We start from the raw sequence: 23676 nt of genomic DNA on the forward strand, positions 1-23676 counted from the left end.
CATTCGAAGGGAAGAACTTGTTCGCCGCCGGGCCCACGAAAGCCGATCCAGGTGCTCCGGCGTTCACGGTCAGACCGATCAACGCGTCGGCGAGCGCGCAGCCGGCGCGCGGACGCGGCCCGGTCAGCCCCTGATCTCGGTCGGGCGTTCGCTCAGCCGGACCGGCTGAGTCGCCGCGCAGGCCTGCTCGAAACGCGCCACAAACGCGGCCCGGTCCTTCCGAGCGAGCCTGGGATCGGCCTTCTGCAGGCGCTGGAGGGCTTCCAGTTCGGTGGCCGAGGTCAGTGTGGCGGCGCGCTGACTGAACTGCCGGGCGAAGGCGTTCATCGTCATCCGCGGAGCGCTGCGAAGAACGTCCTGCACCAGGCGCAGCGACGCCACGCCGCGCTGCACGTCCGCCTCGGTCAGCAGGCGTGGGGTGTCGATTGACGTCCCCGATCGGTCCCGTCGCGCCAGTCCGTCCATCGACTTCAACAGATCGGACCGCGCGTCCTGCAGGGCCGCGGCATAGGCCTGCGGATCGATGCGCAGCACCGCCTCCACCAAGCCGCGGTTCATCTCCACCGATGCCGCGGCGGGCGACACGGAGAACGGCAGGTAGCCCATGGCCGACGGCTGCACGCCCAGGGCGACGGACATCGCCATCTGTGCGGCGGTCGGGAACGCCGTGCCGCCGTCGAAGGGCCGACAGCGGCCGGCCGGGTCCACCATCACGTTGCCCCATTTCACATCCAGGTTGCCGGTGAGCAGATTGGCCAGCAGCACCTTCTGAAGTTCCACCGGGGCCAGACAGGTCGCCACTTCATCACCGCGGACCTTGAGTTCCAGATGCGTTTGCGGCGAGATCGACTCACGGTCGACCCGCGCCATCAAGGCCTCGGGATCCAGGCATTCGCCGGGCAGTCCGTCCACCAGCGCGCCGACATGGCCCGACATCACGGCCAGCGTCACCTCCGGAAAGCCGAGGTCGAGGCCGGTCTGCCGAAGCACCTCGCGCCCGGCGGCAGCGCACAGCGCTTCGCGCATGGCGCCCCCGCCTGGAGGGATCAGCGTCTGATTGGACTCCCCGGCGACCGGCTTGAAGGCGTAGGCGATGCGCCTGTCTGCATTGCGGATCAGCTCGACGTCGGAGCTGCCGCCTGGCGCGGCGACGGCCCCGAAGCGCTGCGAGAGCATGAGCGCGTGCTGTTGACGGGCCTCTGCGCGCAGGGATGGCTGCGCGGCCACCTGATCCCTCAGCGCGGCGTCCAGATGCTGCTGCATGGACTGACGCACCAGGACCAGCATCGACTTGACCTGGGAGGTGGCCACATCCAGGCGGTCGGCGTCCTGCCCGTCTCGCGCCCGATGGCTGGCGGCGTGTTGAAGGAAAGTCTGGGCCAGCCGTTCCACCTGACGGGCGGCTGGGTGAAAGTGGCCGCTCAAGGGCTCGTCCTTCAGTGCGTCGGCGGCCTGGTGCAGGGCGCTCCAGTCCGCGCGCAGTTGGGCACGCCTGAATTCGACATCGCGACCGTGGGGCTGCATCATCCGCGCCAGTCGGTCGCCCGAGAAAAATGTGCCGAACGCATGCGCATCCACATCCACGCGATCGCCCGCAGCGGGGCGGCGTCGGCGGCGCGCGGCGGCGGCCGATGCGTCCAGGCGCGCGTGTTCGTCGCTCTTGAGCCCGAGATCGGCTGGCGGCGGTTGGCGAGCCTCCTCAAGCAGTGCGCCGCCGCGCCTCAGCACGTCTTCCACGAACTGGGTCTGCGACGGGGAAAGCCCGCGGCGCTCGACCAGCGCGCCGCTGGAGCTGGATGCGGCCACCGGGGCCGATGGCGTGTGCTTCGGGACCACGTCGGCACTGGCCCAACGGATCAGCGGCATGGCACGACTCCCTGCTGAATTGTCTGCGTCTGCGCCTGCGCCTGCGCCTGCGCATGGGCCTCGCATCGGCGCAGGAGCTGATCCAGGTTGGGCGTGAGGTCGAGTCGGAGGAAGGGGTTGTGCTCGATCAGCCGCAGCGTCGGCGACTGCCGCAGCGCCTGCAGCTCCTGCCACACCGTCCGGTCGGTGCGCGGGCCGGGCGACGCGACCGGCATTGATCTCGCGGGGCCCTCCGTCGCGACCTGCGTCATCTGCGCGACCTGCGCGTCGAGATCGTCGAGGTGCTGGCAGAGCAGGGCGGTGAGTGCGGCCAGCGCGCGGTCGATGTCCTGCGCATCGGGCTGCTCCTCGCACCGCGCATGCACGCGGGTGGCCAGCTCGGACAACGCGGTTCGCCAATGCCGGGTCATGGGACGCCACAGCGTTGGGAGATCCGGCGGGATGGCGTCGGCCAATCTGGCTGCAGTGGCGGACGGCTGCGGCGGGTGGGACTCGTCGGGTGTCGGGCGTCGGGCCGTGGGGTCGTTCGGACGGTCCTCGCCGGCAGCGCGCTGCGCCTGAATGGGGGCGGTGAACGGCCCGGCTTCGATGGCAGCCGGGCGGAAGGTAGGAGACATCGATGAACCAACCTGGGCGGTCGCAGCAGTGGCGAAGCTCGCTCAGTGTGTCAACTGAACCAGGCGTTCAATTCGGTTCGCCCTCGAGCGCGTGCTCAGCCCGGACGTTGAGACAGTTCCTCGACCACGCGCAACAGCAACTGCGGCTTCAGCGGCTTGGACAGATGGGCATCAAAGCCCGCATGCAGCGCCTGCTGGCGGTCCACTTCGCGTGAAAACGCGGTGAGCGCGATGGCCGGCAGGCGACGCGGCGGCTGGGGGCCTTCCGCTTCGCGTGAACGCCAGTCGCGAATCAGTTCATAGCCGTCCCGGCCCGGCATGCCGATGTCGCTGATCAGCAGATCGAAGGACCGCTCGGTCAGGGTGCGCAGCGCTTCATCCACACTCTGGACCGAAGTGACCCGCGCGCCGCGTTCGCCAAGGATCAGGCGCAGCATGGCGCCCGCATCGGCATCGTCGTCCACCAGCAGCACCCGCAGGCCGGGCAGCGCGACCGACGGCGCGTCGTTGAGTTCGCCATAGCCGCTCAAGGCGCCGCTGCCGGTCTCGGCATCGGCCGACGGATCGACGGATCCCAGCTCGGCGCCGGGCAGCCAGAAGGCGATGCGGGTGCCCTGGCCGGTGCCGTCGCTGTCCACCCGTACCCAGCCGCCGTGGGCTTCCACCAGGCTCTTCACGATGGCCAGCCCCAGGCCCAGTCCGCCGTGGTGGCGATTGCTGGCGGCATCGCTCTGGGTGAAACGGTCGAACACATGCGGCAGGAACTCGGCCGCAATGCCCTGGCCCTGGTCGCGCACCTCGATCAGGGCGCCGCCGTCCTGGGGCCTCAGGGTGAGGGTGATGGCCGTCTCCCGCGGGGAGAACTTCGCGGCATTGCCGAGCAGGTTCCACAGCACCTGTTGCAGCCGGCCGCTGTCGGCATGAAGCACCAGGTCCTCGCCCTGGAGGTCCAGCACCAGCTGATGCCCGCTTTCCTCGATGGAATGCTGGATCGCGGCGACGGCATTGCGCAGCACCGCGCCGGCCGTGACCTGTTCGAGGCTGAGCGGCAACTTGCCGACATTGAGCCGGGACATGTCCAGGATGTCGGAGATCATCCGTGCCTGGATGTTGACATTGCGGTCGATGGCCGCGAGCCCCTTGGTCAGCAGATCGGGCGGACTGTGCCGCTGCAGCACATGGGTCCAGCCCATGATGGCGTTGAGCGGCGTGCGCAGTTCATGCGAGAGCACGGCGATCAGATCGTCCTTCAACCGGCTCAGCCGCTCCGCTTCGCCCCGGGCGCTGCGTTCGCGGTCCAGCAGCTGCAATCGCTGCTCGGCGAGTTGCACCCGCTGCGAGATGTCGACCGCCATCGCCATGCACACCCCCGGTTCGATGTGGGGCGAGGCCGACCATTCCACCTGCACCGCATGGCCGAGCGGCGAGATCAGGGCGAATTCGGCCTGCACGCCGTCCGCGCCCAGGCCGTTGAAGAAGCTCTGGGACCGTGCCAGATCGCCCGGTGCGACGAATTCGCGCAGCGGGCGGCCCACCACCGCCAGACTGTCCCGCCCCAGCAGCGCGAGCATGGCCGGATTCGCATCCAGCACGGTGCCGTCCTGCGCCGACAGCAGGCAGATGCCGCTGGGCGCCTGGGCATAGACCGCACGGAACTTGGCCTCGCTGCGGCGCATCGCCTCCTCGGCCGCGCGGGTGCGCACCAAGGCCTGGATGGTGGAGACCAGCACCGCCGGCTCGACCGGATGGGTGAGGTAGGCATCCGCACCGGCATCCAGGCCGCGGACCTTGTCCTCGTCGGTGAGGAAGGCGGCGGTGAGGTGGATGACCGGCAGCCGGAAGGTGCTGGCCTGCGCGCGCAGCCGTCGGCAGAGTTCGAAGCCGTCGATGTCGGGCAGGTGGATGTCCAGCACCACCGCAGACACGCCCAGCCCGGCCTCTTCCAGCGCCTGGGTGCCGGTGGCGGCTTCCAGCGTCGGAAAGCCCGCCGCATTGAGCAGGCGCACGGTGGTGTAGCGACCGATCGGATCGTCGTTGACGACCAGCAGCCGGTGCTGCGAGCGGTCGATGACGCGCGGCTCGGTCATGCGCCCAGGCCTTCCGGGACGCTGTCGGGCAGCCGCTGGGGCACCGTCACCGAGAACACCGAGCCCTTGCCGGCCTCGCTGCGCAGCGCCACGCTGCCGCCCAGCAGCTCGGCCAGACGCTTGCTCAGCGACAGGCCCAGCCCGGTGCCGCGCAGCCGCTTCTGGATCGGCGAGTCGATCTGCACGAAGTCCTGGAAGATCGCCTGATGGAATTCCTCCGCAATGCCGATGCCGGTGTCGCTGACCGAGAAGGTCATCGCGCCGTCCTCGTCGCAGACGGCGCTCACGCGCACCTCGCCATGCGCGGTGAACTTCAGCGCATTGGAGATGAAGTTGCGCAGGATCTGCGAGAGCTTGGCGTTGTCGGTGAACAGCTGCGCGGTGGTCTGCGGCTCCTCGAAGATCAGCTGGACATCCGGATTGACCAGCACCGGCTTGAACATGCCGCGCAGGGCGGCGAACAGGTCGAGCAGCTCGAACCAGGCGGGCGAGATGTCGATGCGACCCGCCTCGACCTTGGCCAGATCCAGCAAGTCGTTCACCATTTCCGCAAATTCTTCCGATGTGCTGCGGATGAAGGTGATCTGCTTTTCCTGCTCCTCGGTCAGCGGACCGTCCACCCGGTCCAGCAGCAGCCGGGTGAGGCTGCGGATGGAGGCGATCGGGGTGCGGAACTCGTGGCTCATGTAGGCCAGGAAACGGCTCTTGAGTTCGGTGGCCTGGCGCAGTTGCTGGGCCTGGGTGTCCAGCTCCGAGTACAGCGCCAGCACGCCGCGGTTGGTCTCGTCCAGCTCCTGTTGGAGGGCGCTCAGTTGCGCCTGCGCTTGCGACAGCGCCGCGCGCAGGGCGGCGGGATCGTCGGCGATGGGCATGGCGTCGGTCATGGTGTGGCGGTCGGGCGGGCGGGGGGTGAGAGGTGGCGGCGCGCGACGACGACGGTGGCGTCATCGCGGCCTCGAAGATGATCGCGCAGGATCCAGCCGGCAATGACCGCAGGATCGGACTGCAGCAGGCCGGGCGTGTCCTCCAGATGCCATCGGGTGATGATGCCGTCTGAATGGAGCACCAGCACCGCGTGCGCGGGCCAGTCGTAGGCGACATCCTGCAATCGGCGCACCTGTACCCCCAGCGTGCCATGCTGCGACAGCAGGGTGCGATCGGACACACCCGAAATCAGGCGTCCGGCAATGTTGCCTGCGCCGGCGAAATGCAGGCGGGGCAGCTCGATCTCCATGGCCACCGCGGCGACCGCCGCGCCACGGGTGCTGCGCATGCGGTCATGGGCATCCTCCAGCATGGCTGCGGGCTGGTGGCAGCTGCTTTGATGGGTCAGCTCCACCACCCGGTCCGCTGCCTCGGCGGCCGCAATGCCGTGGCCCAGGCCATCGGCCAGCATCAGCAGCCAGCGGTCGTCCAGTCGCCGCAGTGTCCAGGCGTCGCCGGAGACGGTTTCACCGGGTGCGGCCAGGCTCAGGCCGGCGATGTCGAAAGGGCCTTGCGCGAGCGTGGGCGAGGCGCCCTGGCTCGAGCGATCGGTGTCCGCCGCAGCCTGCGCGGCGATCACCGTGCCGCGGCCGGGCGCCGAATAGGCGCCGAAGCGACGCGCCATGCGGCGCACCGCGCCCAGCCCGGTGCCGGAGGTGCCGCCGGTGCTGTAGCCGTCGCGCAGGCAGCGGTCGAGGTCCATGCCGGGCCCCTGGTCGAGCGAGAGCACGCTGACGCCCCGGCGCGCCTCGCCTGTAGGGGCGGGGAGGTCGCACGCCTCGTCCACGCCGATCAGCAGCGCGGCCTGCCGGCCGGGACCCACATGGCGGACCAGGTTGGTACCGAGTTCGGTGACGATCAGCGCCAGGCGGCCTGCGGCGGCCTCGTCGAAGGCGAGTTCCTGTGCCAGCCGATGGGCGGCGCGACGCGCTTCTCCCACCTGGCTGATGTCCTCGATGGCAAAGCGCACGTGCGGTCGCATGCTATTTCCATCGCGTGATGCTCACGCGCGTGCCGCGGCCGGGGCCGGTGTCGATCTCGAAGTCGTTGACCAGCCGCTTGCTGCCCGACAGGCCCATGCCCATGCCGTTGCCGGAGGTCCAGCCGTCCTTGAGCGCCAGGTCCAGGTCCGGAATGCCGGGGCCCTGGTCGATGAAGTCCAGACGCAGGCCCGAACGCACGCCCTGGTGGACCAGTTTCCACACCATGTCGCCGCCGCCGCCGTAGATCAGCGTGTTGCGCGACAGCTCGCTGGCGGCGGTGATCATCTTGGTCTGGTCGACCAGCGAGAACTTCAGCGCCTGGGTCAGCCGGCGCACCTGCTGGCGTGCCAGCACGATGTCGGGCTCGCTGCGGATGGGCAGGCGGCCATCACCGGGCGCGTCAGCGGGGGTCGGCATCAAGGGACTGCTCCTCGTCGGACACCTCGTTCACCTCGGGCTGCAGACGGTCATCGGCCTGCTGGAGCAGCCGCATGCCGCGTTCCACATTCAGCGCGGTGCGCACGCCGTGCAGAGACAGGCCCAGCTCGACCAGCGTGATCGCCACGGCCGGCTGCATGCCGACCACCACCGAGGTCGCGCCCAGCACCCGGGCGATGCTCGAGATGCCGGCCAGCATGCGGCCGATGAAGGAATCGACGATCTCCAGGGCGGAGATGTCGATCAGCACGCCGGAGGCGCCGGTGTGCTGGATCTTGTTGGCCAGGTCGTCCTGGAGGGCGAGGGCGGTCTGGTCCTGCAGGTCGACCTGGATGGTCACCAGCAGGGTGCGCCCCATCTGGAGGATCGGGATGCGCTGCATCTCAATCGGCCCGGGACAGGGCCGAGCCGCCGGCACGCGGGCGCGACACCACGAAGCCGGCGCGCTTGATCGCCAGCGCCAGCGCATCGGCCAGCGAGGCCTTGGTGGTGATGCCGTCCAGGTCGATGCCCAGGTGCACGATGGTCTGCGCGATCTGCGGGCGGATGCCGCTGATGATGCAGTCCGCGCCCATCAGCCGGATGGCGGTGACGGTCTTGAGCAGATGCTGCGCCACCAGCGTGTCGACGGTCGGCACGCCGGTGATGTCGATGATGGCCAGTTCGGAGCCGGTCTCGACGATGCGTTGCAACAGCGCCTCCATGACGAGCTGGGTGCGGCCGCTGTCGAGCGTGCCGATCATCGGCACCGCCAGAACGCCCTCCCACAGCTTCACCACCGGGGTCGAGAGCTCCAGCAGTTCCTGCTGCTGGCGCGCGATCACCTCTTCGCGGCTGCGTTGGTAGGTGGTGACGGTGTACTGGGCCATCTGGTCGACCAGGGTGGAGATCTCCCAGGTCGCGGCGACCAGCGCCTCCGGCTGCGCACTCAAGTGGCGCTGCACACCGGCGAACAGCGGTTTTTTCAGCGCCAGCACGAAGCGGCTGGTTTCCGCCGCGGTCGAGCCCTGCGCCGCGCGCGAGCCGGACAGGGCGGCCAGCACGTCGCGCACCGTCGCCCAGGCCGGGTGATCGAGGTTCTGGGTGTCACCGGCTTGGCGAAGACCGCCGAGCAGGGCGTCCGCCAGTTCGGCCGTTTCGCGCAGCTCGGTGTTGAGCGCGCGTCCACCGTTTCCGGTACGCAGTTCGCCTTGCCATTCGGCCAGGACCTGATCGCGGGTGGTCGAGAGCAGATCTTCAATCGCGGCGCTGTGTTGTGTCATAAGTTCCTTAGAGGGCGCATGGGGCCCGAGCGGTCTCCGCATGGAAATCGCTGCTGCCGGCACCACCCGGTGACGCTGAACGAGTGAACGGAAGTCGCACGACATCCCGATCGTCCGACCCCCTCCGGCATACGGCGTGCCAGTCGAAAAGCGGTCGCATATTAACTGGGGCCCTGTGTCGCCTCGCGCGAGGTGCCACCGAGGGTTTATCCCAGGGGTGGGTTGGGCACGCGGATTGCCCTTTAGTCCGCGGAGATGCGTCTGCCGGGCGTTTGTTGCGCTGGTGAGTGTGTCTCGGAAAGACAAACATGACACGCCTTGAACACATCAGGCGAAGGAACGAGTGGGAGAACGACGTGGTCGAAGCAGCAATGATGATGGCGCGCGAGCGGGCGCCGGACAGCGACAGCACAATGAACAGCAAGCCGACGACGCCTCCCATGAACATCCTGGTGGTGGACGACAAGCCGCAGAACCTGCTGGCGATGCAGGCCTTGCTGGCCGACACCCAGCCCGAACTGCAGGTGCTGACTGCCGAGTCCGGCCACGAGGCGCTGGAACTGCTGCTCACCCACGATGTGATGCTCGCGCTGCTGGATGTCCAGATGCCGGGCATGGACGGCTTCACCCTGGCGGAACTGATGCGCGGCGCCGAACGCACCCGCCATGTGCCCATCATCTTCCTGACGGCTGGCGCCAAGGAAAACCAGCGCAGCTTCAAGGGCTACGAAGCGGGCGCGGTGGACTTCATCTACAAGCCGGTGGATGCCCATGTGCTGCGCAGCAAGGTGGCGGTGTTTGCGGATCTGCACCGCCAACGCATGCTGCTGGCCGAACGCATTGCCGAGCAAGAGCGCCTGGCACGGGTCAATGCGCTGATGCTCAGCGCGCTCTCTCACGACATCCGGGGTCCGCTCTCCGTGATGATGCTCAATGCGGAACTGCTGATTCGCCAGACCGAGCAACCCGCGATGCAGAAGGCCGGCGCCCGGATGAAGGCCGCGGCGTCTCTGCTGGGCCGTCAGGTGGATCACCTCGGCAGTCTGGCGCAGCGTCCGTGCGACCTGCTGCAGGTCAAGGTCAAGCGCGGTGATCTCGCGACCCTGGCGGCGCAGCGGCTGGACATCGAAGCCAACCAGGCGGTGCTGTGGTCGCCGCCGGAATTCGAGCGCCTGGGCGACACCGTGGGCGATTTCGACCCGGGCCTGATGGCCCAGGCCCTTGACCAACTGCTGATGCAGGCGGCCACCCATGCCGGCGATGCGGCGATCCGCATCCAGGTCGATGGCAATGCCCACCGCTCGCTGCTGCTGCGGGTGAGCTTCGACACGGTGCTGTCTGCCGAAGCGTCCACCCATCTCTTCGGCGGGCATGAGCCGGTGTCCGGCATGGCGTCGCCGCATGTCGGCCCCGGGCTGCATGATCCCGAGCGTGTGGCGCGCGCCCACGGCGGATCGCTCATCGGCGGGTCCCGCCAGCGGCAGGGCACGATGTTCGAGCTGCTGCTGCCGCGCCACCAGGCGGAACGCTGATGGTCCGCCCGCTGCCCCGCGCCCGATGTGGTCGCCGGCGGGAGCCCGCCGCCACCCCTCCTGTGCGCCGCGTGCTGGCAGCACGTGGGGCTCAACGGCCATCACCGTCAACGCGCGGGGCGAACCACGCCTCTGACCCCGATCAACCTTGAGGGAACGCCTGTGAGGGAGCGGCTAGGATGCGCGCACCTCGTGCCGACCCGCTACGTTTTCTCCCATGCCATTCTCCAACTCAGGTATTGAACTGGATCGTCCGCTGCAACGGCTGCGCTGGTTGCCGTTGCCGACGCTGCTGGGCTTTGCGCTTGCGGTGCTCACCATTGCGATCACCGCCTGGTTCTCCTGGCGCTCCCAGCAGACCCAGGCGGCCACCGCCGATGCGATGACCCGCACGATGGAAGTGCAGGAGCAGATCCAGGCGCTCGGCTCGGCGATCAAGGATGCTGAAACCGGCCAGCGCGGTTATCTGCTGACCGGCACCGACACCTATCTGTTGCCCTTCAACACCGCGCAGGTCACTTTGCCCGCGGCTGTGACCCGGCTGCGCGCGGCCTGGCAGAACAACCGGCCTCAACTCGGTCGGCTGACATCGGTGGAGCAACTGTTCAAGGCCAAGCTGGCCGAGATGGACCAGACCATCGAACGGCGCCGGCTGGGTGACGCGGCCAGTGCGGTGGCCACGGTGCAGGGCGATCGCGGCCGGATCCTGATGGACCGGATCCGCACCCTGCTGGGTGAGATGGAGCGCGAGGAGCGCGAGAGTGCGGCCAATCGCCGCGCCACCTGGGATGCCGCAGTCATCCAGACCCAGTATGTGATGTGGGGCGGCTCGCTGGTGTTGCTCACCTTGGTGTTGATCTCGGCCGCGTTGACCGCACGCGCCTATCGCGCCGCCAAGATCGAGGAATGGCTCAAGGCCGGCCAAGCTGCGCTGGGCGTGGAAATGCAAGGCGATCCGCAGGTCGAGCGGCTGGCCGAAGTGGTGATCGGCTTCCTGGCCCGCTACACCGGCGCGCAGGTGGGCGCCTTCTATGTGACACAGAAGGACGGCAGCTTCGAGCGCGTGGCCGGGCATGCCTTGCCGGTGGACGCGAATGCGCCCACGGTGGTGCGCAGCGGCGAGAGCCTGTTGGGTCAGGCGGCCCGGGATCGCCGGCCGGTGCATTTGAAGTCACTGCCGGCGGACTACCTGATGGTGTCGTCGACGCTGGGCAAGACTGCTTCGACCGAACTGCTGATCGGCCCGGCCGGCATTGATGGCGGCGTGCAATGCGTGATCGAACTGGGCTTTGTGCGCCCGGTTGGTGAAGCCGGTGCGGAGCTGCTCAAGCGCGTGGCCGAGCCGGTGGCGATGGCCCTGCGCGCGGCCAAGGACCGCACCCGCCTGGAAGCGTTGCTGGAAGAGAGCCGTCGCCAAGCCGAAGAGCTGCAGATGCAGCAAGAGGAGCTGCGCGCCAGCAATGAGGAGCTGGAAGAGCAGGGCAATGCGCTGCGTGAATCCCAGATCCGCCTGGAGTTCCAGCAGACCGAGTTGGAGCAGAGCAATGCCCAGCTCGAAGAGCAGGCGCGACAGCTCGAACTGCAAAGCGCCGATCTGACCGAGGCGCAGCAGATCATGACCGAGCGCGCCGAGGCGCTGGAGCGCTCCAACCAATACAAGAGCGAGTTCCTGGCCAACATGAGCCATGAGCTGCGCACCCCGTTGAATTCCACCCTGATCCTGGCCAAGCTGCTGGCGGACAACAAGGACGGCAACCTGACCGAGGAGCAGGTACGCTTCGCTCAGACCATCAGCTCTGCGGGCAATGACCTGCTGGCGCTGATCAATGACATCCTCGATCTGTCCAAGATCGAATCGGGCAAGGTGGACCTGCAGGTCGAGCGCGTGCCGGTGCCGCGGCTGCTCCAGCAACTCACGCAGATCTTCGCGCCCATTGCCGCGCAGCGGAACCTGGCCTTCGCGCTGCAACTGAATCCGGGCGCTCCGGATTGGCTGGAGACCGATGAAGCCAAGCTCAGCCAGATCCTCAAGAACCTGCTGTCGAATGCCTTGAAGTTCACCGAGAAGGGCTCGGTGCGGATGGAAGTCGGCGGCACGCAGGACGGCCGCCTGGTGTTTGCGGTCAAGGACAGCGGCATCGGCATCGCGCCGGAGCAGCAGGCGCTGATTTTCGAAGCCTTCCGCCAGGCCGACGGCAGCACCCACCGCAAGTACGGTGGCACTGGGCTGGGCTTGTCCATCTCGCGCGATCTGGCGCGGCTGCTGGGTGGCGACATCCATCTGCAAAGCGCGGCCGGCCATGGCAGCACCTTCAGCCTGGTGCTGCCGCAACACCATGAAGTCACCGCCGAAGCGGAACAGCCGCGGCCGCTGTCCCCGGCGCAGCCGCCGCTGACGCCGCCCCCCGCCATGAAGCCCGCGCCGGAGACCTTGAGCCTGAGCCAGGGTGTGGCGACCGAGTCGGCCCTGGCGCAACCTGCGCCCATGGCGCCGGACGCGCGACTGCCGCAGCTCGATGACGACCGCCTGGCCTGGGTGCCGGGCGCGCGGGCGATCCTGGTGATCGAGGACGATGAACGCTTCGCCTCCATCCTGCGGGACCTGATCCGCGAGCGTGGCTTCCTCTGTCTGATGGCCCACACCGCCGAGCACGGCCTGGGCGTGGCGCAGCGCTACGCACCCAGCGCGATCCTGCTCGACATGAACCTGCCGGACCATTCCGGTCTCGGCGTGCTGGACCGGCTCAAGCGCGAACCGCTGACAAGGCACATTCCGGTGCACGTGATCTCCGTGGCCGACTACACCCATGAGGCGATGGAGCGCGGTGCCGTCGGTTATGCGCTCAAGCCGGTCAAGCGCGACGAGCTGGAGGTGGCGCTGCATCTGCTGGAGGCCAAGTTCTCGCAACGCCTTCGCCGTGTGCTGGTGGTGGAAGACGATGTCCGCCAGCTCGACAGCATCCGCCATCTGCTTGCAGGCGACGAGGTCCATATCCAGGGCGTGGCCACGGCCACCGAGGCGCTGGCCGCCTTGCGGACCTCCACCTTCGATTGCATGGTGATGGACCTGAACCTACCGGACATGAGCGGCTATGAACTGCTGGACCAGATGGCCCTGCAGGACGATGTCGCCTTCCCGCCGGTGATCGTCTATACCGGCCACAGCCTGACGCCGCTGCAGGAACAGCAGCTGCGGCGCTATTCCCGCTCCATCATCATCAAGGGCGCCCGGTCGCCCGAGCGGCTGCTCGATGAGGTCACGCTGTTCCTCCACCAGGTCGAGTCGCAGTTGCCGCCGGAGCGCCAGAAGATGCTCAAGGAAGTCCGCGCCCGCGACAACATGCTCGAGGGCCGTCGGGTGCTGGTGGTGGAGGACGATGTGCGCAACATCTTCGCGCTGTCCGCGGTGCTGGAGCCCAAGGGGGTGAAGGTGGACATCGCCCGCAATGGTCGCGAGGCGCTGGAGCGCCTCAACAAGCCGTCCCAGGGCGATGGCGCGATGCCGCCGGTGGACCTGGTGCTGATGGACATCATGATGCCGGAGATGGACGGCTACACCGCGATGCGCGCCATCCGCGAGCGGCCCGAGCACAAGCGCCTGCCCATCATTGCGTTGACCGCCAAGGCGATGAAGGACGACCAGGAGAAATGCATGGCCGCCGGCGCCAACGACTACATTGCCAAGCCGCTGGACATCGAGAAACTGCTCTCGCTGGTGCGGGTGTGGATGCCGCGATGAGCGCAGTGCCCGCCGGCTTCGGCGCGCAGGCCCGCTTCGCCCATCCCAGGCAGTGAACGGACATCAGGAGGCATCAGCGGCATGAGCGAGTTGGGCGGTGAATCGGCAGCCGGCGCGGCACGCGGCGATCGGGTAGCGGCGGCGGGCAGTGAGCTGGACATCGAGGTCCGCTTGATCCTCGAGGCCATCTACCTGCGCTACCACTACGATTTCCGCGACTATGCCGACAGCTCGCTGCGACGCCGGCTCAAGGCGGCGATGCAGCGCTTCGACTGTCTGAGCCTGTCGCAGTTGCAAGGGCGTCTGCTGCGCGAGCCGGAGGTGTTCCGCTCGGTGCTGGGCGATCTCACCGTGCAGGTCAGCGAGATGTTCCGCGACCCGGAGTACTTCCTGGCCTTGCGGGAACAGGTGGTGCCGGTGCTGCGCACCTATCCGTCGCTGAAGATCTGGGTGGCGGGCTGCAGCAGCGGCGAGGAGGCCTATTCGCTGGCCATCCTGATGCGCGAAGAGGGCTTGCTGGAGCGCACCCTCATCTACGCCACCGACATCAGCCATGAGGCCTTGATGCATGCCCAAGCGGGCGTCTACCGAATGGAGCTGGTGCCCGGCTTCACCGAGAACTACCGCCGCGCGGGCGGCACGGGGTCGCTGTCGGACTACTACACCGCCGCCTACGACCATGTGCTGCTGGACAAGAGCCTGAAGGAACACATTGTGTTCAGCGATCACAGCCTGTCGACCGACAGCGTGTTTGCCGAAGTGCAACTGGTGTCCTGCCGCAATGTGCTGATCTACTTCAACCGCGGCCTGCAGGACCGGGCGATCGGGCTGTTCCGCGATGCCCTGTGCCGCCAGGGCTTTCTGGGACTCGGCGCGCGGGAGACGATCCGCTTCTCGGCGCATTCGGGCGACTTCAGCGAGCTGGCGCCGCGGGAGCGCATCTACCAGAAGAAGACCTGAATCGGCGCCGCGCAGAGGACCATGCGCTGACGGCTGACGGCTGAAAGTAGAAGGCCGATGGCTGAGCGCTGAGCGCTGAGGGCCTTGGCCAGGAGCGAACGGGCGCGAGGCTTGCCTGTACAGGTCATCGATTCACACGATGACCAGGAGTTTTTCATGGCAACCAGCAGCATTCTCGGCGGCACCACCGTGCCCGAGCGCCACAAGGGCACCGGGACCGACGCACTCGGCCCCAGCGACAGTTCCGACAGCGGCAGCGATGTCTCCGGTGAACGCGCCATGGCCACCGGCCCGGATGATCCCGATAACCTGGGTGCGGTGCCGTCCGACATCAGCAGCGACACCGATCGTTTCGGCACCGGCGAGCGGGCCTCGGCCACGCCGGGACGCCGTGATCGCGAGGACGGCGACATCCTGCCCGACAGCATCCGCACCGGTCCATCCGATCAACTCGACTTCGACAGCGACATCGACGTCGAAGAACTTGCCAGCGGAGACGACCCCAGTGCCGGCCCCGATGCCGAGCATGACGGTGATGAGCTCGAAGCGCTTGATGACGACGAGGTGGACGAGGACGCCGGTCAGGCGGAGCCCACCGACGCTCGCGTCCGACGCTGAGTCCTGGACAGCCGGTGGGATGAAGCCCATCGGCGCACCGGCGCGGGGGCGTTCGCGACCGCGGTGACAAGCCCCGCACTCAGCGGGCCACCCCCACCTCAGGCTTCAGGGATGCGCCGGGCTCACCCGGGCCTTGAGCGCCTCCTGCATCCAGCTCAGCGCTTCGTGCTTGCGCCGTGGCGATTCGGCGGCGGTGCAGTCCTCGGGCACCCAGACCTTGTAGCCCCGCACATAGGCATCCATGGCGGTGCACATCACACAGTAGTCGGTGGCCAATCCGGTCACGACGAGTTCGCGAGCGCCCAAGGTCTTCAGCAGCAGTTCCAGCGGCGTGGCGTGAAAACCCGAGTGCCGCGGCTTGAGCACCATCAGATCCTGCTGGGCAGGCGCGAGCCGTCTGGCGAGTTGCGCGGCCGCGCCGCCCTGGCGCCGGCATTCACGCAGCAGCGTGCGGAAGTCCGATCGCCACTGTCCAAAGTTGTCGTTGACATAGATGGCGCGTGATCCGTCGGCGCAGAACCGCTTTTTGAAAGCCGCCGCAGCTCGGGCGGCTTCGAGCGCGTCCTGCGCGAGGTCCTCGGCGCCGTGAAACTGCAGCGGATTGATGAAGTCCACGAGCAACAGCACACGGCGTGAACCGGGCAAGGCGTCCTCCGGCGTACGCGTCACCGCGCTGCGGCGAGCGGCTCTGTCTTCGGACGTGCGTCCCGTCGATGTGCGGCCGTGACCGGAGGGGCGAGCGGAGGTCATGGAGGGGAAACGGGCAACTCCCGTACCTGTGAGCCCATGGTGCGCCGAAGTGCGGCGCTTCTCGTCCGTCGCTCTGAGGATGCGCGAGGTCCCGGTGAGGGGGCTGCTCCACCCGGCAGCGCCTGTGCCGCGTACGACGTGACCCACTGCCACCGCGTTCCCTTGCGAGCGGGCCTGGTGAGATCCTGCAACCCGTCCGAGGCGGCCCTGGGGGCCCCGGCATCTTTTGACCGGCCCCAGGGGCTGTCCAGCGCCCTCAGCGCCTTTCAGCGGCCCTCAGCGGCCTTCAGCGCCTCTCAGCAATTCAGACGCTACCGGCGATCCACAGCGAGGCGATCACGCCCAGCGCGAGTGCGATGAGCCAGACGGAGACCGGCGCCGGTTCGTCACGGGGGCGTTGCGCCTGGTGCCGATGGGTGAGGAAGCAGGCCACCGAGGCGGCGCCCGCCAGCAGGAACACCACCGCGAAGCCCAGCCCTTCGATGCTGCGGCCATGGTGCAGGGCCAGCGCCAGGACCACCTGGCCGAGCATCAATCCCGCCACACCGGACAGCGCGGTGGAGGAGAGAGAAGCAGTGGCGGAAGACGACTTGTTCATGGGGCAACCTGGCGAAATCGGACAACAGCGGCCATTGTCCGAGGCCATGTGCAGGTGCAGCAGATCGAAAACCGGTGCAATGGTGCAGTACGACACTGAATGGGCGATGTCGGCAATGCATTGAGGGCTCGCGGAGACGGATCGGGCGCCGGGTTCTCTCTCTCGGCGGCTGGTTTTCCGTCCTTTGCGGCGCACCATTGCAACGACTCGTTACCCAATGGCGGGGAAAGGGCGCTTTGATTGCTGTTGCGCTGCAACAAATTGACACCCTTAAATGCGGGGTTCATCACACTTCCAGAGCCTTTGTCGTCGCGGGTTCTGGGTACATGTCCATTTTTAATGTGGGTGGGCGAACAGACGTCAAGAGGTGTCAATGGTGAACTCCGTTGTCCGCGACGTGCGGACGACTTCTCTCTTATCGGAGCAACCACCATGACTCTGCCTATGCTCTCGCGCCAATCGACTGGCGTGCAACGAACTCTGCTGGCCTTGGCCCTCGCGGCCGCCAGCGCCAGCGCTTCGGCGCTGCCCGCGTTCACCTGGGATCCCACCGCCGCCGGCCTGAACGGCGCGGCCTTCACTGCGGACAACCTGCTGATCTCGAACTATTCGACGGTCACCTTCGGCGCCAGCGACACCTTCACCGAAACCGGCTACCTGACCGTCAGCGCGGCCCAGCTCGGCGGCGGCGCCGTGCTGCCCACTGGCCTGAACAGCACCTACGGCCTGTACATCCAGTTCACCGGTACCGGTACGCTGACCACCAACGGCGCCCCTGGCACCACCGCCACGCTGGGCAAGCTGGACACGCTGAGCTACACCCTGTACGGCTACAACGGTTCCGCCTCCTTCGGCGTGACCGGCAAGACGCCGACTGAAACCGCCACCGGCGAAATCGCCCTGGCCTCTGGCACGCTGAAGTTCGGCAATGTGGCGACCGTGCCTTCCGGCGACGGCACCACCTTCAATCCGTCAGCCAATGCCAGCCTGACCGCCAACTGGCTGGCTCCGGGCTTCTTCGCCGATCCGTCGGTGCCGTACACCGTGGCGCTGACCTCGTTCTCCAACACGACCTCGCAAGTCACGCCGTTCGCTGACGGCACTGGCTTCTCGATCAGTCAAGGTGGTGGTTCGATCAACTTCGCGACGCCGGTGCCGGAACCGGCCAGCTACGCGATGCTGCTGTGCGGTCTGGCCGCCATCGGCTTCGTGGCCCGCCGTCGCAACCGCGGCGAGAAGTGAACTGAAGTGAACGGGAACGCGTCAGCGTTCCTGGCTGGATGACCGATCGTGGCGCGTCAGCGCCGCGGTTGAGTGATCTGGTGAGGCGACGGTGGGTGCCGGTACGGACCCTTCTCGCCACCCTCATCGATGAGGCTGGAATGACGATGAACGATCGATCGGCGATGGACGCGCAAGCGCCTCGCCGCATTGGCGTCGCGGCGTTTGGCGCTCGATCGAGGTGAAGACGTGGGAGAGCTGTGGGTGACGGCGGTTCGGGCTCAGGCCTGAACGGCGAACGGCGCGTAGGCAGAGGTGGTCGCGTCGGTGTCGTCGGTCTCGGGATGAGGCAGCAACCGTTGGAAGTCCTGCTTGAGCAGGGCATAGCACTCGCAGGCTCGGGCCTCCAGCCCCGGTCGATCCAGTGCGGCGATATGGCCGCGCGTGTAGCGGATCAGACCGGCGGCCTGGAGGCGCTGAGCGCTCTCCGTCACGCCCTCCCGACGCACGCCCAGCATGTTGGCGATCCATTCCTGGGTCACCGACAGTTCGCTGTGGCCGTGCTGGCGGTCCAGGCACATCAGCAGCCAGCGGCACAACTGCCGTTCCAGCGAGTGATGCCGATTGCAGACGGCCGCCTGCGCAATCTGGGTGATGAGCGATTGCAGATAGCGCAGCAGCCATTGGGCCGGTGCGCCACCGCGCTGGAATTCGTCGCGCAAGGTCTGGCTGCGCATGCGCCAGGCCAGGCCGGAGCGTTGAACCACTGCCCGGCAGGCCGGCGATTCCCCCCCCATCAGCACCGCCAGACCGACCGCACCTTCCGGACCGACCATTGCCACCTGCGACGAGGTGCCGGAATGCGTCGTGTAGATCAGGGACACGATCGATGTGGTGGGGAAATAGACATGGGCCGACGGAGATCCGGCCTCGAACAGCACACGGCCTTTCAGGAGCTCCACCGCTTCCAACTGGTTCATCCAGCGGGACAGGTCTTCCGGCGGCCATTGCGACAGCAGAAGATTGCCGCGCATCGACGCGGCAGGGGCGGTAGAGGCAAGTGAAAGCGCCATCGGCGAACTCCATCGGATCCATGAGCCTTTCCCCCTGGCAGCCGGTCGCCGCCATTCGAAAGGTTCCAAGGGAAGAGGATGGCAAACTGCGTGCCCGATTGAGTTTCAAGGCGTTTCATCGATCGCCATCGGTGCGGTCGAGAAGGACCATCCGTCGCTCATCCCGCTTGGCGACGGGGCTGGCGGCCAGCGAGCCGGGCGCGCCGTGACAATCAGAAGCGACTCCACGGCGACTCCACGGCGACTCCACGGCGACTCCACGGCGACTCCACGGTCACTCCAGATCGGAATCTCTTCGTCCGCCGTGCCGGTGACGGTCTCAGGTCACACGCTGTTCAAGCACATAGCCCATGCCGCGCACCGTGTGCAGCAGCGGCGATTCGAAGGGCACATCCAGCTTGGCCCGCAGTCGACGAACGGCCACTTCCACCACATTCGTTTCACTGTCGAAATTCATGTCCCAGACCTGTTCGGCCAGTTCGGTGCGGGACAAGACCTCGCCGGTGCGCCGCAGCAACAGGGTCAGCAGATTGAATTCCTTGGCGGTCAGGTCCAGCCGCTGGCCGGCGCGGTGGGCCTTGCGCCGCAGCAGGTCGATCTCGAGGTCGCCCAGGCGAAGCACGGTGGCCGACGTGGTGGGAGCGCTGTCGGCGCGGCGCATCAGCACATGCAGTCGCGCGACGAGTTCGGAGAAGGCGAAGGGCTTGACCAGGTAGTCGTCCGCGCCGCCTTGAAGGCCGCGCACCCGGTCCTCGACCTGACCCCGCGCGGTGAGCATCAGCACCGGCAGCCGACGCGTGCGGTCGGACTGCCGCAGCGCCGCCAGCACCGCCATGCCGTCAATGCCGGGCAGCATGCCGTCGAGCACCATCAGGTCGTACTGGCCCTCGGTGGCGTGATGCAGCCCGTCGACGCCGTCATGCGCCACGTCGACCACAAAGCCCTCCTGCGTCAGGCCATTGCGCAGGTAGTCCGCCAATTTGATCTCGTCTTCAACCACCAAAAGCTTCATGCAGCCGATCCTACCGGCGACGCATCAGTTCGTGGATGACGGTTTTGTCATCCGCACGCGTTTACCCCTATCGCGCACGGACTGAGCTTCGCACTGCAAGGACAGTGCCTCGCTCTAGAATTTCCCGATGCCCATCTGGTCCCCGCCGTTCTCACTGTCCTTTCGCGCCGGGGGATCCATCACCGCCAAACTGCGCACCATCGTGTGGCTGATGGTGCTGCCGACGCTGCTGCTGTCGGTGATTGCCGGCATCGCCGTGTTCCGGGCCGAGCGCCGCGCGGTGGTGAATGCCGCACTGGAAACCGCCGAGGCGCTCAGCCTGGTCACCGACCGCGAGATGGCGGTGCGCACCGCGCTGCTAAAGGCGTTGACCGTCTCTCCCAGCTTGAGAGAGGGTCGCCTGCAGGATTTCTACCGCGAGGCCGCTCGGCTGGCGGACGGCTCCACCAACACCATCGTGCTGGTCACGCCCGACGGGCAGCAACTGATCAACACCCGGATTCCCTGGGGGCAGCCGCTGACGCGCTCGCCGGCGTTCGCCACCGGCATGCAGAGCGGGCGGCGGCTGATCGTGTCCGATCTCTTCCACGGCCCGGTGGATGAGCGCTACACCTTTGCGGTGCGGGTGCCGGTGACGGTCAACGGTCAGGCGATGTTGTTGGGTTACGGCAGTCCGGCGACGGAATTGCAGCAGATCTTTCGCGATCAGCCGCTGCCGGAAGGCTGGCTGGGGGTGGTGCTGGATCGCCAAGGCCGGGTGGCGGCGCGGACGCGGGATCCGGAGCGACGGGTGGGGCAGGTGGCCAGCGACGCGATGCGCCAGGCCATCGCCACCACCGACCGCGGCGTGGTCGATGCCCGCACGCTGGACGGCGTGCCGGTCTTCACCGTGTTCAGCCGTGCGCCGGATTCCGGCTGGGTGGTGCTGATCGGGCTGGACCGCGCGGAGCTGGCGAAGTCCGCCTGGGCCGCATTTGCATTGACCCTCTCGATCTCCACCGTCTTCATCCTGGTGGCGCTGTGGATGGTGCGCCGGATGGCCCGCGACATCGTCGAGCCCCTGCAAAAGCTCCGTGAGGACGCCATCCGGATGGGTGGTGGCGAGACGGTGGCGGACGGTCCCACCGGCGTGGAAGAAATCGACACGGTCCAGCATGCCTTGGCCACTGCCAGCCGCGAGCGCGCCGGCAGCGAGCATCGGCTGAGGGCGGAGATCGACGCGGCGGTGGCCGAGACGCGCAGCGCGCAGCAGGCGGCGTTGCGCAGCCAGAAGCTGGAAGCGCTGGGGCGATTGACCGGCGGCATTGCGCATGATTTCAACAACCTGCTTCAGACCATGACGACCGGCCTGGAGCTGGCCCGCCGTCTCAATTCAGAGCCGCGAGGCGATGCCGCCCTGGCCGCCTGTCAGCGCGCGACCGGCAAGGCTTCGCAACTGACTCGTCAGTTGCTGGCGTTCGGTCGGCAGCAGGTCGGGCATGAAGCGGTCATCGATTTGCGGCGGCAATTGCCCGATCTGATGGAACTGGTCGGCGGGGCGGTGGGCAGCGCGGTGGAGGTCCACTTCAAGGTCGACGACGCGCTCTGGTCAGTGAAGACCGATCCGGTCCAGCTGGAGCTGGCGGTGCTGAACCTGGCGCTCAACGCGCGGGATGCGATGCATGGTCGCGGTCGGCTGTCGGTCGCTGCGGACAACCAGTGTGTCCAGGCGGGCCAGGTGCATGACCTGACGCCGGGCGAGTATGTGCGCATCGTGGTGACGGACAACGGCGACGGCATGAATGCCGAACAGATCAGCCGAGCCTTCGAACCCTTCTTCACCACCAAACCGGTGGGCCAGGGCACGGGGCTGGGGCTGGCGCAGGTGTATGCGCTGGCGCGCGGTGCCGGCGGTGCGGCAACGATCCACAGCAAGGTCGGCCTGGGCACCGAGGTCGCGGTCTGGCTGCCTCGGACCCTGGCGCTCTTGGACGACGCACCCGCTGCGGCGGCGCCGGGACAGAACCGCCGTTACCGCGGGCGGGTGATGCTGGTGGAAGACGATGCCTCGGTGCGGGAGCTGACGGCGCAGTCTCTGGAGGACCTGGGCTTCAGCGTGGTGACCGCGCCGACCGCCGACCAGGCGCTGGACCTGCTGCGCGGTGGGACGCCGGTGGACGTGGTGCTGTCCGACATCGTCATGCCCGGGACCCGCAGCGGCGTGGACCTGGCGCGGACCCTTCGGGTGCTCAAGCCGACCTTGCCGGTGGTGCTGGCCAGCGGCCATCCGGTGCGGATCGAGGAGGCGCCCGATGTTCCGCTCGTCGCCAAACCGTATGAGATCCACGCCGTGGCGGCCAAGCTGGCCGAGGCGATGAACCAGGCCGGTGTAGCGGCCAACACCGGCGAGTTTTTGCCTGGGACCTGAGCCGCGACCCCCAGCGCGTTTCAGCCTGGAACCCGAGTCGGGACCCACAGACTGAGCCCGCTTTCGGAGCGAGGCTTGATGGTGCCAACGTTTGGATCAAGGGTGTCCGGGACCGTGATGACGGCGTTGCTGAACCGCAGTGATTCGCTGCGGGAGCAGACTCGCGCCGACGCAGACGCAGACGCCGACGCGATCGCCGAGGCGCGTGATTTCATGCTGGCCGGGCGGCGGCGGAACCTGACCGCGTCGCCCAGCTGGGTGCCTGCTGAAGACCTGCCGGCCGCGGCGCACGACGGCCCCTTGGTGTGGCGACGCCACCTGGCCGTGACCCGCGGCCGGGTGACTGGCGACATGGTGATCGTCCGGGAGCTGCTGTTGACCAACGCCGAGCTGAAAGGCCGGCTGCTGACGGCACGCGGTCACCTGCAGGTGCTGGACGGTGCCCGCGTCACCTCGACATCGCCACTGGGGCGTCCCACCGTGGTGGTGGATGACGGGGTGCTGCATCTGTGCGGCGCCGTCATCGAGGGCGGCCTGGGCGCGAGCGGCGGCGAGATCTTTCTCGGTCGCGGTTCGGCCATCTGCGGCGATGTGCAGGTGCGCAGCACCGCCCGCCTGCACACCCACGGAGCGACCATCCAGGGTCGGCTGAGGCTGTATGGCGGCGAGGTGAGGCTGGGGCGGGGCACCACCGTCGACGTGCTGCGCGCTGAGCCCACATTGGATGCGGACCTCCCGCCCGGCGCACCGCACGCGGCCAAGCGCTCGCCGATGACCATCGTGCTGGATGAAGGCGTGCGGATTGTCGAGGTTCAGGCCCGGCGCCCGCTGACCTTGCTGGCGCATCGCGATGCGGTGATCGAGAACTCATTGCCGGCCGGTGTGGCGCTGCTGCGCCAGTCCGGCATGGCACCGATCCCCTTCACGCCACCTGTCTCCCGGCTCCTGCATGAGTCAGACGAGGTGCAGCGGACCTTGAACATCCCGGATCTGAGGGAGGTGACCGAGCGCGCGCACCGCAGTCGCCTGCGTGCGGCCAGGCAACTTTGCCAACCTCGCAGCACGGCATCAGGCACTCATGAGGTGAGCGACGGGACCCGTCTGCACCTGATCTGGCTCCTGGGACAAGCCATGCTCTGGGAACTGCAGCGGGTCTCGGTGGATACGGTGGTGGCTCGTCATCGGCGGTGTCCGGTGGAGGAGCGCGCCGCGGGACTGGCCGCCTTGGTGGGAACCGCCCTGAACCTCCGCGCATGGGACGTTGATCCCCAACTGAAGCAAGATGCCGAAGACATGTGCCGACGCAGCGGCGTCAGTCCTCAGCAGGTCCAGGACGTGCTCGACCGCATCGACCTGCTGGAGCCGTCGGATCCTGCCGACCACCCGGGACAGGGGTGGCGGATCCGGATGCGTCAGCTGCCGCCGCTGGCCCTGGCGATGGGCATGATGGACGCCTTCCAAAGCCCCCCTGCGGGGAGGTGACCATGAGGAAGGCGCCATGAGGAAGGCGCCATCAGATGGCGCCATGA

General features: G+C 67.7%; 19 protein-coding genes. 7 read left to right on the plus strand and 12 right to left on the minus strand.

Annotated elements, in window-relative coordinates; all coding sequences use genetic code 11:
• Positions 1-123 precede the first annotated feature (123 nt).
• From N4261_RS12055 to N4261_RS12090, 8 genes are all read right to left on the minus strand, one after another.
• Positions 124-1866 carry a hypothetical protein gene (locus N4261_RS12055; protein WP_261760375.1) on the minus strand — a complete coding sequence of 581 codons (1743 nt, stop codon included), beginning with the start codon at positions 1864-1866 and terminating at the stop codon, positions 124-126.
• Positions 1857-2321, minus strand: a complete 465-nt coding sequence (locus N4261_RS12060; protein ID WP_261760376.1) for a hypothetical protein — start codon at positions 2319-2321, stop codon at positions 1857-1859. The genes N4261_RS12055 and N4261_RS12060 overlap by 10 nt, the downstream gene beginning before the upstream one ends.
• A 257-nt stretch (positions 2322-2578) precedes the next feature.
• Entirely contained in the window at positions 2579-4570 is a 1992-nt protein-coding gene (locus tag N4261_RS12065; RefSeq protein WP_261760377.1) for a hybrid sensor histidine kinase/response regulator, read from the minus strand.
• Positions 4567-5454, minus strand: a complete 888-nt coding sequence (locus N4261_RS12070) for a sensor histidine kinase (protein WP_261760378.1) — start codon at positions 5452-5454, stop codon at positions 4567-4569. Before N4261_RS12070 ends, N4261_RS12065 begins: the two co-directional genes overlap by 4 nt.
• Positions 5451-6536: a SpoIIE family protein phosphatase gene (locus N4261_RS12075; RefSeq protein ID WP_261760379.1), complete on the minus strand. Its 1086-nt coding sequence runs from the start codon at positions 6534-6536 to the stop codon at positions 5451-5453. The genes N4261_RS12070 and N4261_RS12075 overlap by 4 nt, the downstream gene beginning before the upstream one ends.
• 1 nt (position 6537) lies before the next feature.
• Positions 6538-6954, minus strand: coding sequence for an anti-sigma regulatory factor (locus tag N4261_RS12080; RefSeq protein ID WP_261760380.1), 417 nt, complete (start codon positions 6952-6954; stop codon positions 6538-6540).
• Positions 6938-7357, minus strand: coding sequence for an STAS domain-containing protein (locus tag N4261_RS12085; RefSeq protein WP_261760381.1), 420 nt, complete (start codon positions 7355-7357; stop codon positions 6938-6940). The genes N4261_RS12080 and N4261_RS12085 overlap by 17 nt, the downstream gene beginning before the upstream one ends.
• Position 7358: 1 nt before the next feature.
• Positions 7359-8237, minus strand: coding sequence for an STAS domain-containing protein (locus N4261_RS12090; RefSeq protein WP_261760382.1), 879 nt, complete (start codon positions 8235-8237; stop codon positions 7359-7361).
• 308 nt (positions 8238-8545) lie between these two features.
• On the opposite strand from N4261_RS12090, the gene N4261_RS12095 reads away from it, so the two are divergent.
• The 4 genes from N4261_RS12095 (at position 8546) to N4261_RS12110 (ending at position 15086) form a co-directional block, all read left to right on the plus strand.
• Positions 8546-9769, plus strand: a complete 1224-nt coding sequence (locus tag N4261_RS12095) for a hybrid sensor histidine kinase/response regulator (RefSeq protein ID WP_261760383.1) — start codon at positions 8546-8548, stop codon at positions 9767-9769.
• A 217-nt stretch (positions 9770-9986) separates the two neighbouring features.
• Entirely contained in the window at positions 9987-13508 is a 3522-nt protein-coding gene (locus N4261_RS12100; RefSeq protein WP_261760384.1) for a response regulator, read from the plus strand.
• 81 nt (positions 13509-13589) lie between these two features.
• A complete protein-coding gene (locus tag N4261_RS12105) occupies positions 13590-14468 on the plus strand; it encodes a CheR family methyltransferase (RefSeq protein WP_261760385.1) in 879 nt (292 codons plus the stop codon).
• A 156-nt stretch (positions 14469-14624) separates the two neighbouring features.
• Positions 14625-15086, plus strand: coding sequence for a hypothetical protein (locus N4261_RS12110; RefSeq protein ID WP_261760386.1), 462 nt, complete (start codon positions 14625-14627; stop codon positions 15084-15086).
• Positions 15087-15191: 105 nt separating this feature from the next.
• Here N4261_RS12110 and N4261_RS12115 read toward each other — a convergent pair whose 3' ends face one another.
• Both N4261_RS12115 and N4261_RS12120 read right to left on the minus strand, forming a co-directional pair.
• Complete coding sequence (locus tag N4261_RS12115; RefSeq protein ID WP_261760387.1) at positions 15192-15836, minus strand: cysteine hydrolase family protein; 645 nt, start codon at positions 15834-15836, stop codon at positions 15192-15194.
• Positions 15837-16140: 304 nt separating this feature from the next.
• Positions 16141-16434 (minus strand): hypothetical protein, encoded by a 294-nt coding sequence (locus tag N4261_RS12120; RefSeq protein WP_261760388.1) that lies wholly within the window; start codon positions 16432-16434, stop codon positions 16141-16143.
• Between the two features lie 432 nt (positions 16435-16866).
• On the opposite strand from N4261_RS12120, the gene pepA reads away from it, so the two are divergent.
• Complete coding sequence (pepA, locus tag N4261_RS12125; protein ID WP_261760389.1) at positions 16867-17676, plus strand: flocculation-associated PEP-CTERM protein PepA; 810 nt, start codon at positions 16867-16869, stop codon at positions 17674-17676.
• Between the two features lie 260 nt (positions 17677-17936).
• On the opposite strand, the gene N4261_RS12130 is transcribed toward pepA, so the two are convergent.
• On the minus strand, positions 17937-18728 hold the full coding sequence (locus tag N4261_RS12130) for a Crp/Fnr family transcriptional regulator (protein ID WP_261760390.1): 792 nt from the start codon (positions 18726-18728) through the stop codon (positions 17937-17939).
• Between the two features lie 319 nt (positions 18729-19047).
• A complete protein-coding gene (locus N4261_RS12135; RefSeq protein ID WP_261760391.1) occupies positions 19048-19740 on the minus strand; it encodes a heavy metal response regulator transcription factor in 693 nt (230 codons plus the stop codon).
• A 127-nt stretch (positions 19741-19867) separates the two neighbouring features.
• Here N4261_RS12135 and N4261_RS12140 point away from each other — a divergent pair, with 127 nt between their 5' ends.
• Complete coding sequence (locus tag N4261_RS12140) at positions 19868-22147, plus strand: ATP-binding protein (RefSeq protein WP_261760392.1); 2280 nt, start codon at positions 19868-19870, stop codon at positions 22145-22147.
• A 102-nt stretch (positions 22148-22249) separates the two neighbouring features.
• Complete coding sequence (locus N4261_RS12145) at positions 22250-23629, plus strand: hypothetical protein (RefSeq protein ID WP_261760393.1); 1380 nt, start codon at positions 22250-22252, stop codon at positions 23627-23629.
• The last annotated feature ends 47 nt before the right edge of the window (positions 23630-23676 follow it).

The sequence above is a fragment of the Roseateles amylovorans genome, assembly GCF_025398155.2.
Classification (GTDB): Bacteria; Pseudomonadota; Gammaproteobacteria; order Burkholderiales; family Burkholderiaceae_C; genus Roseateles; species Roseateles amylovorans.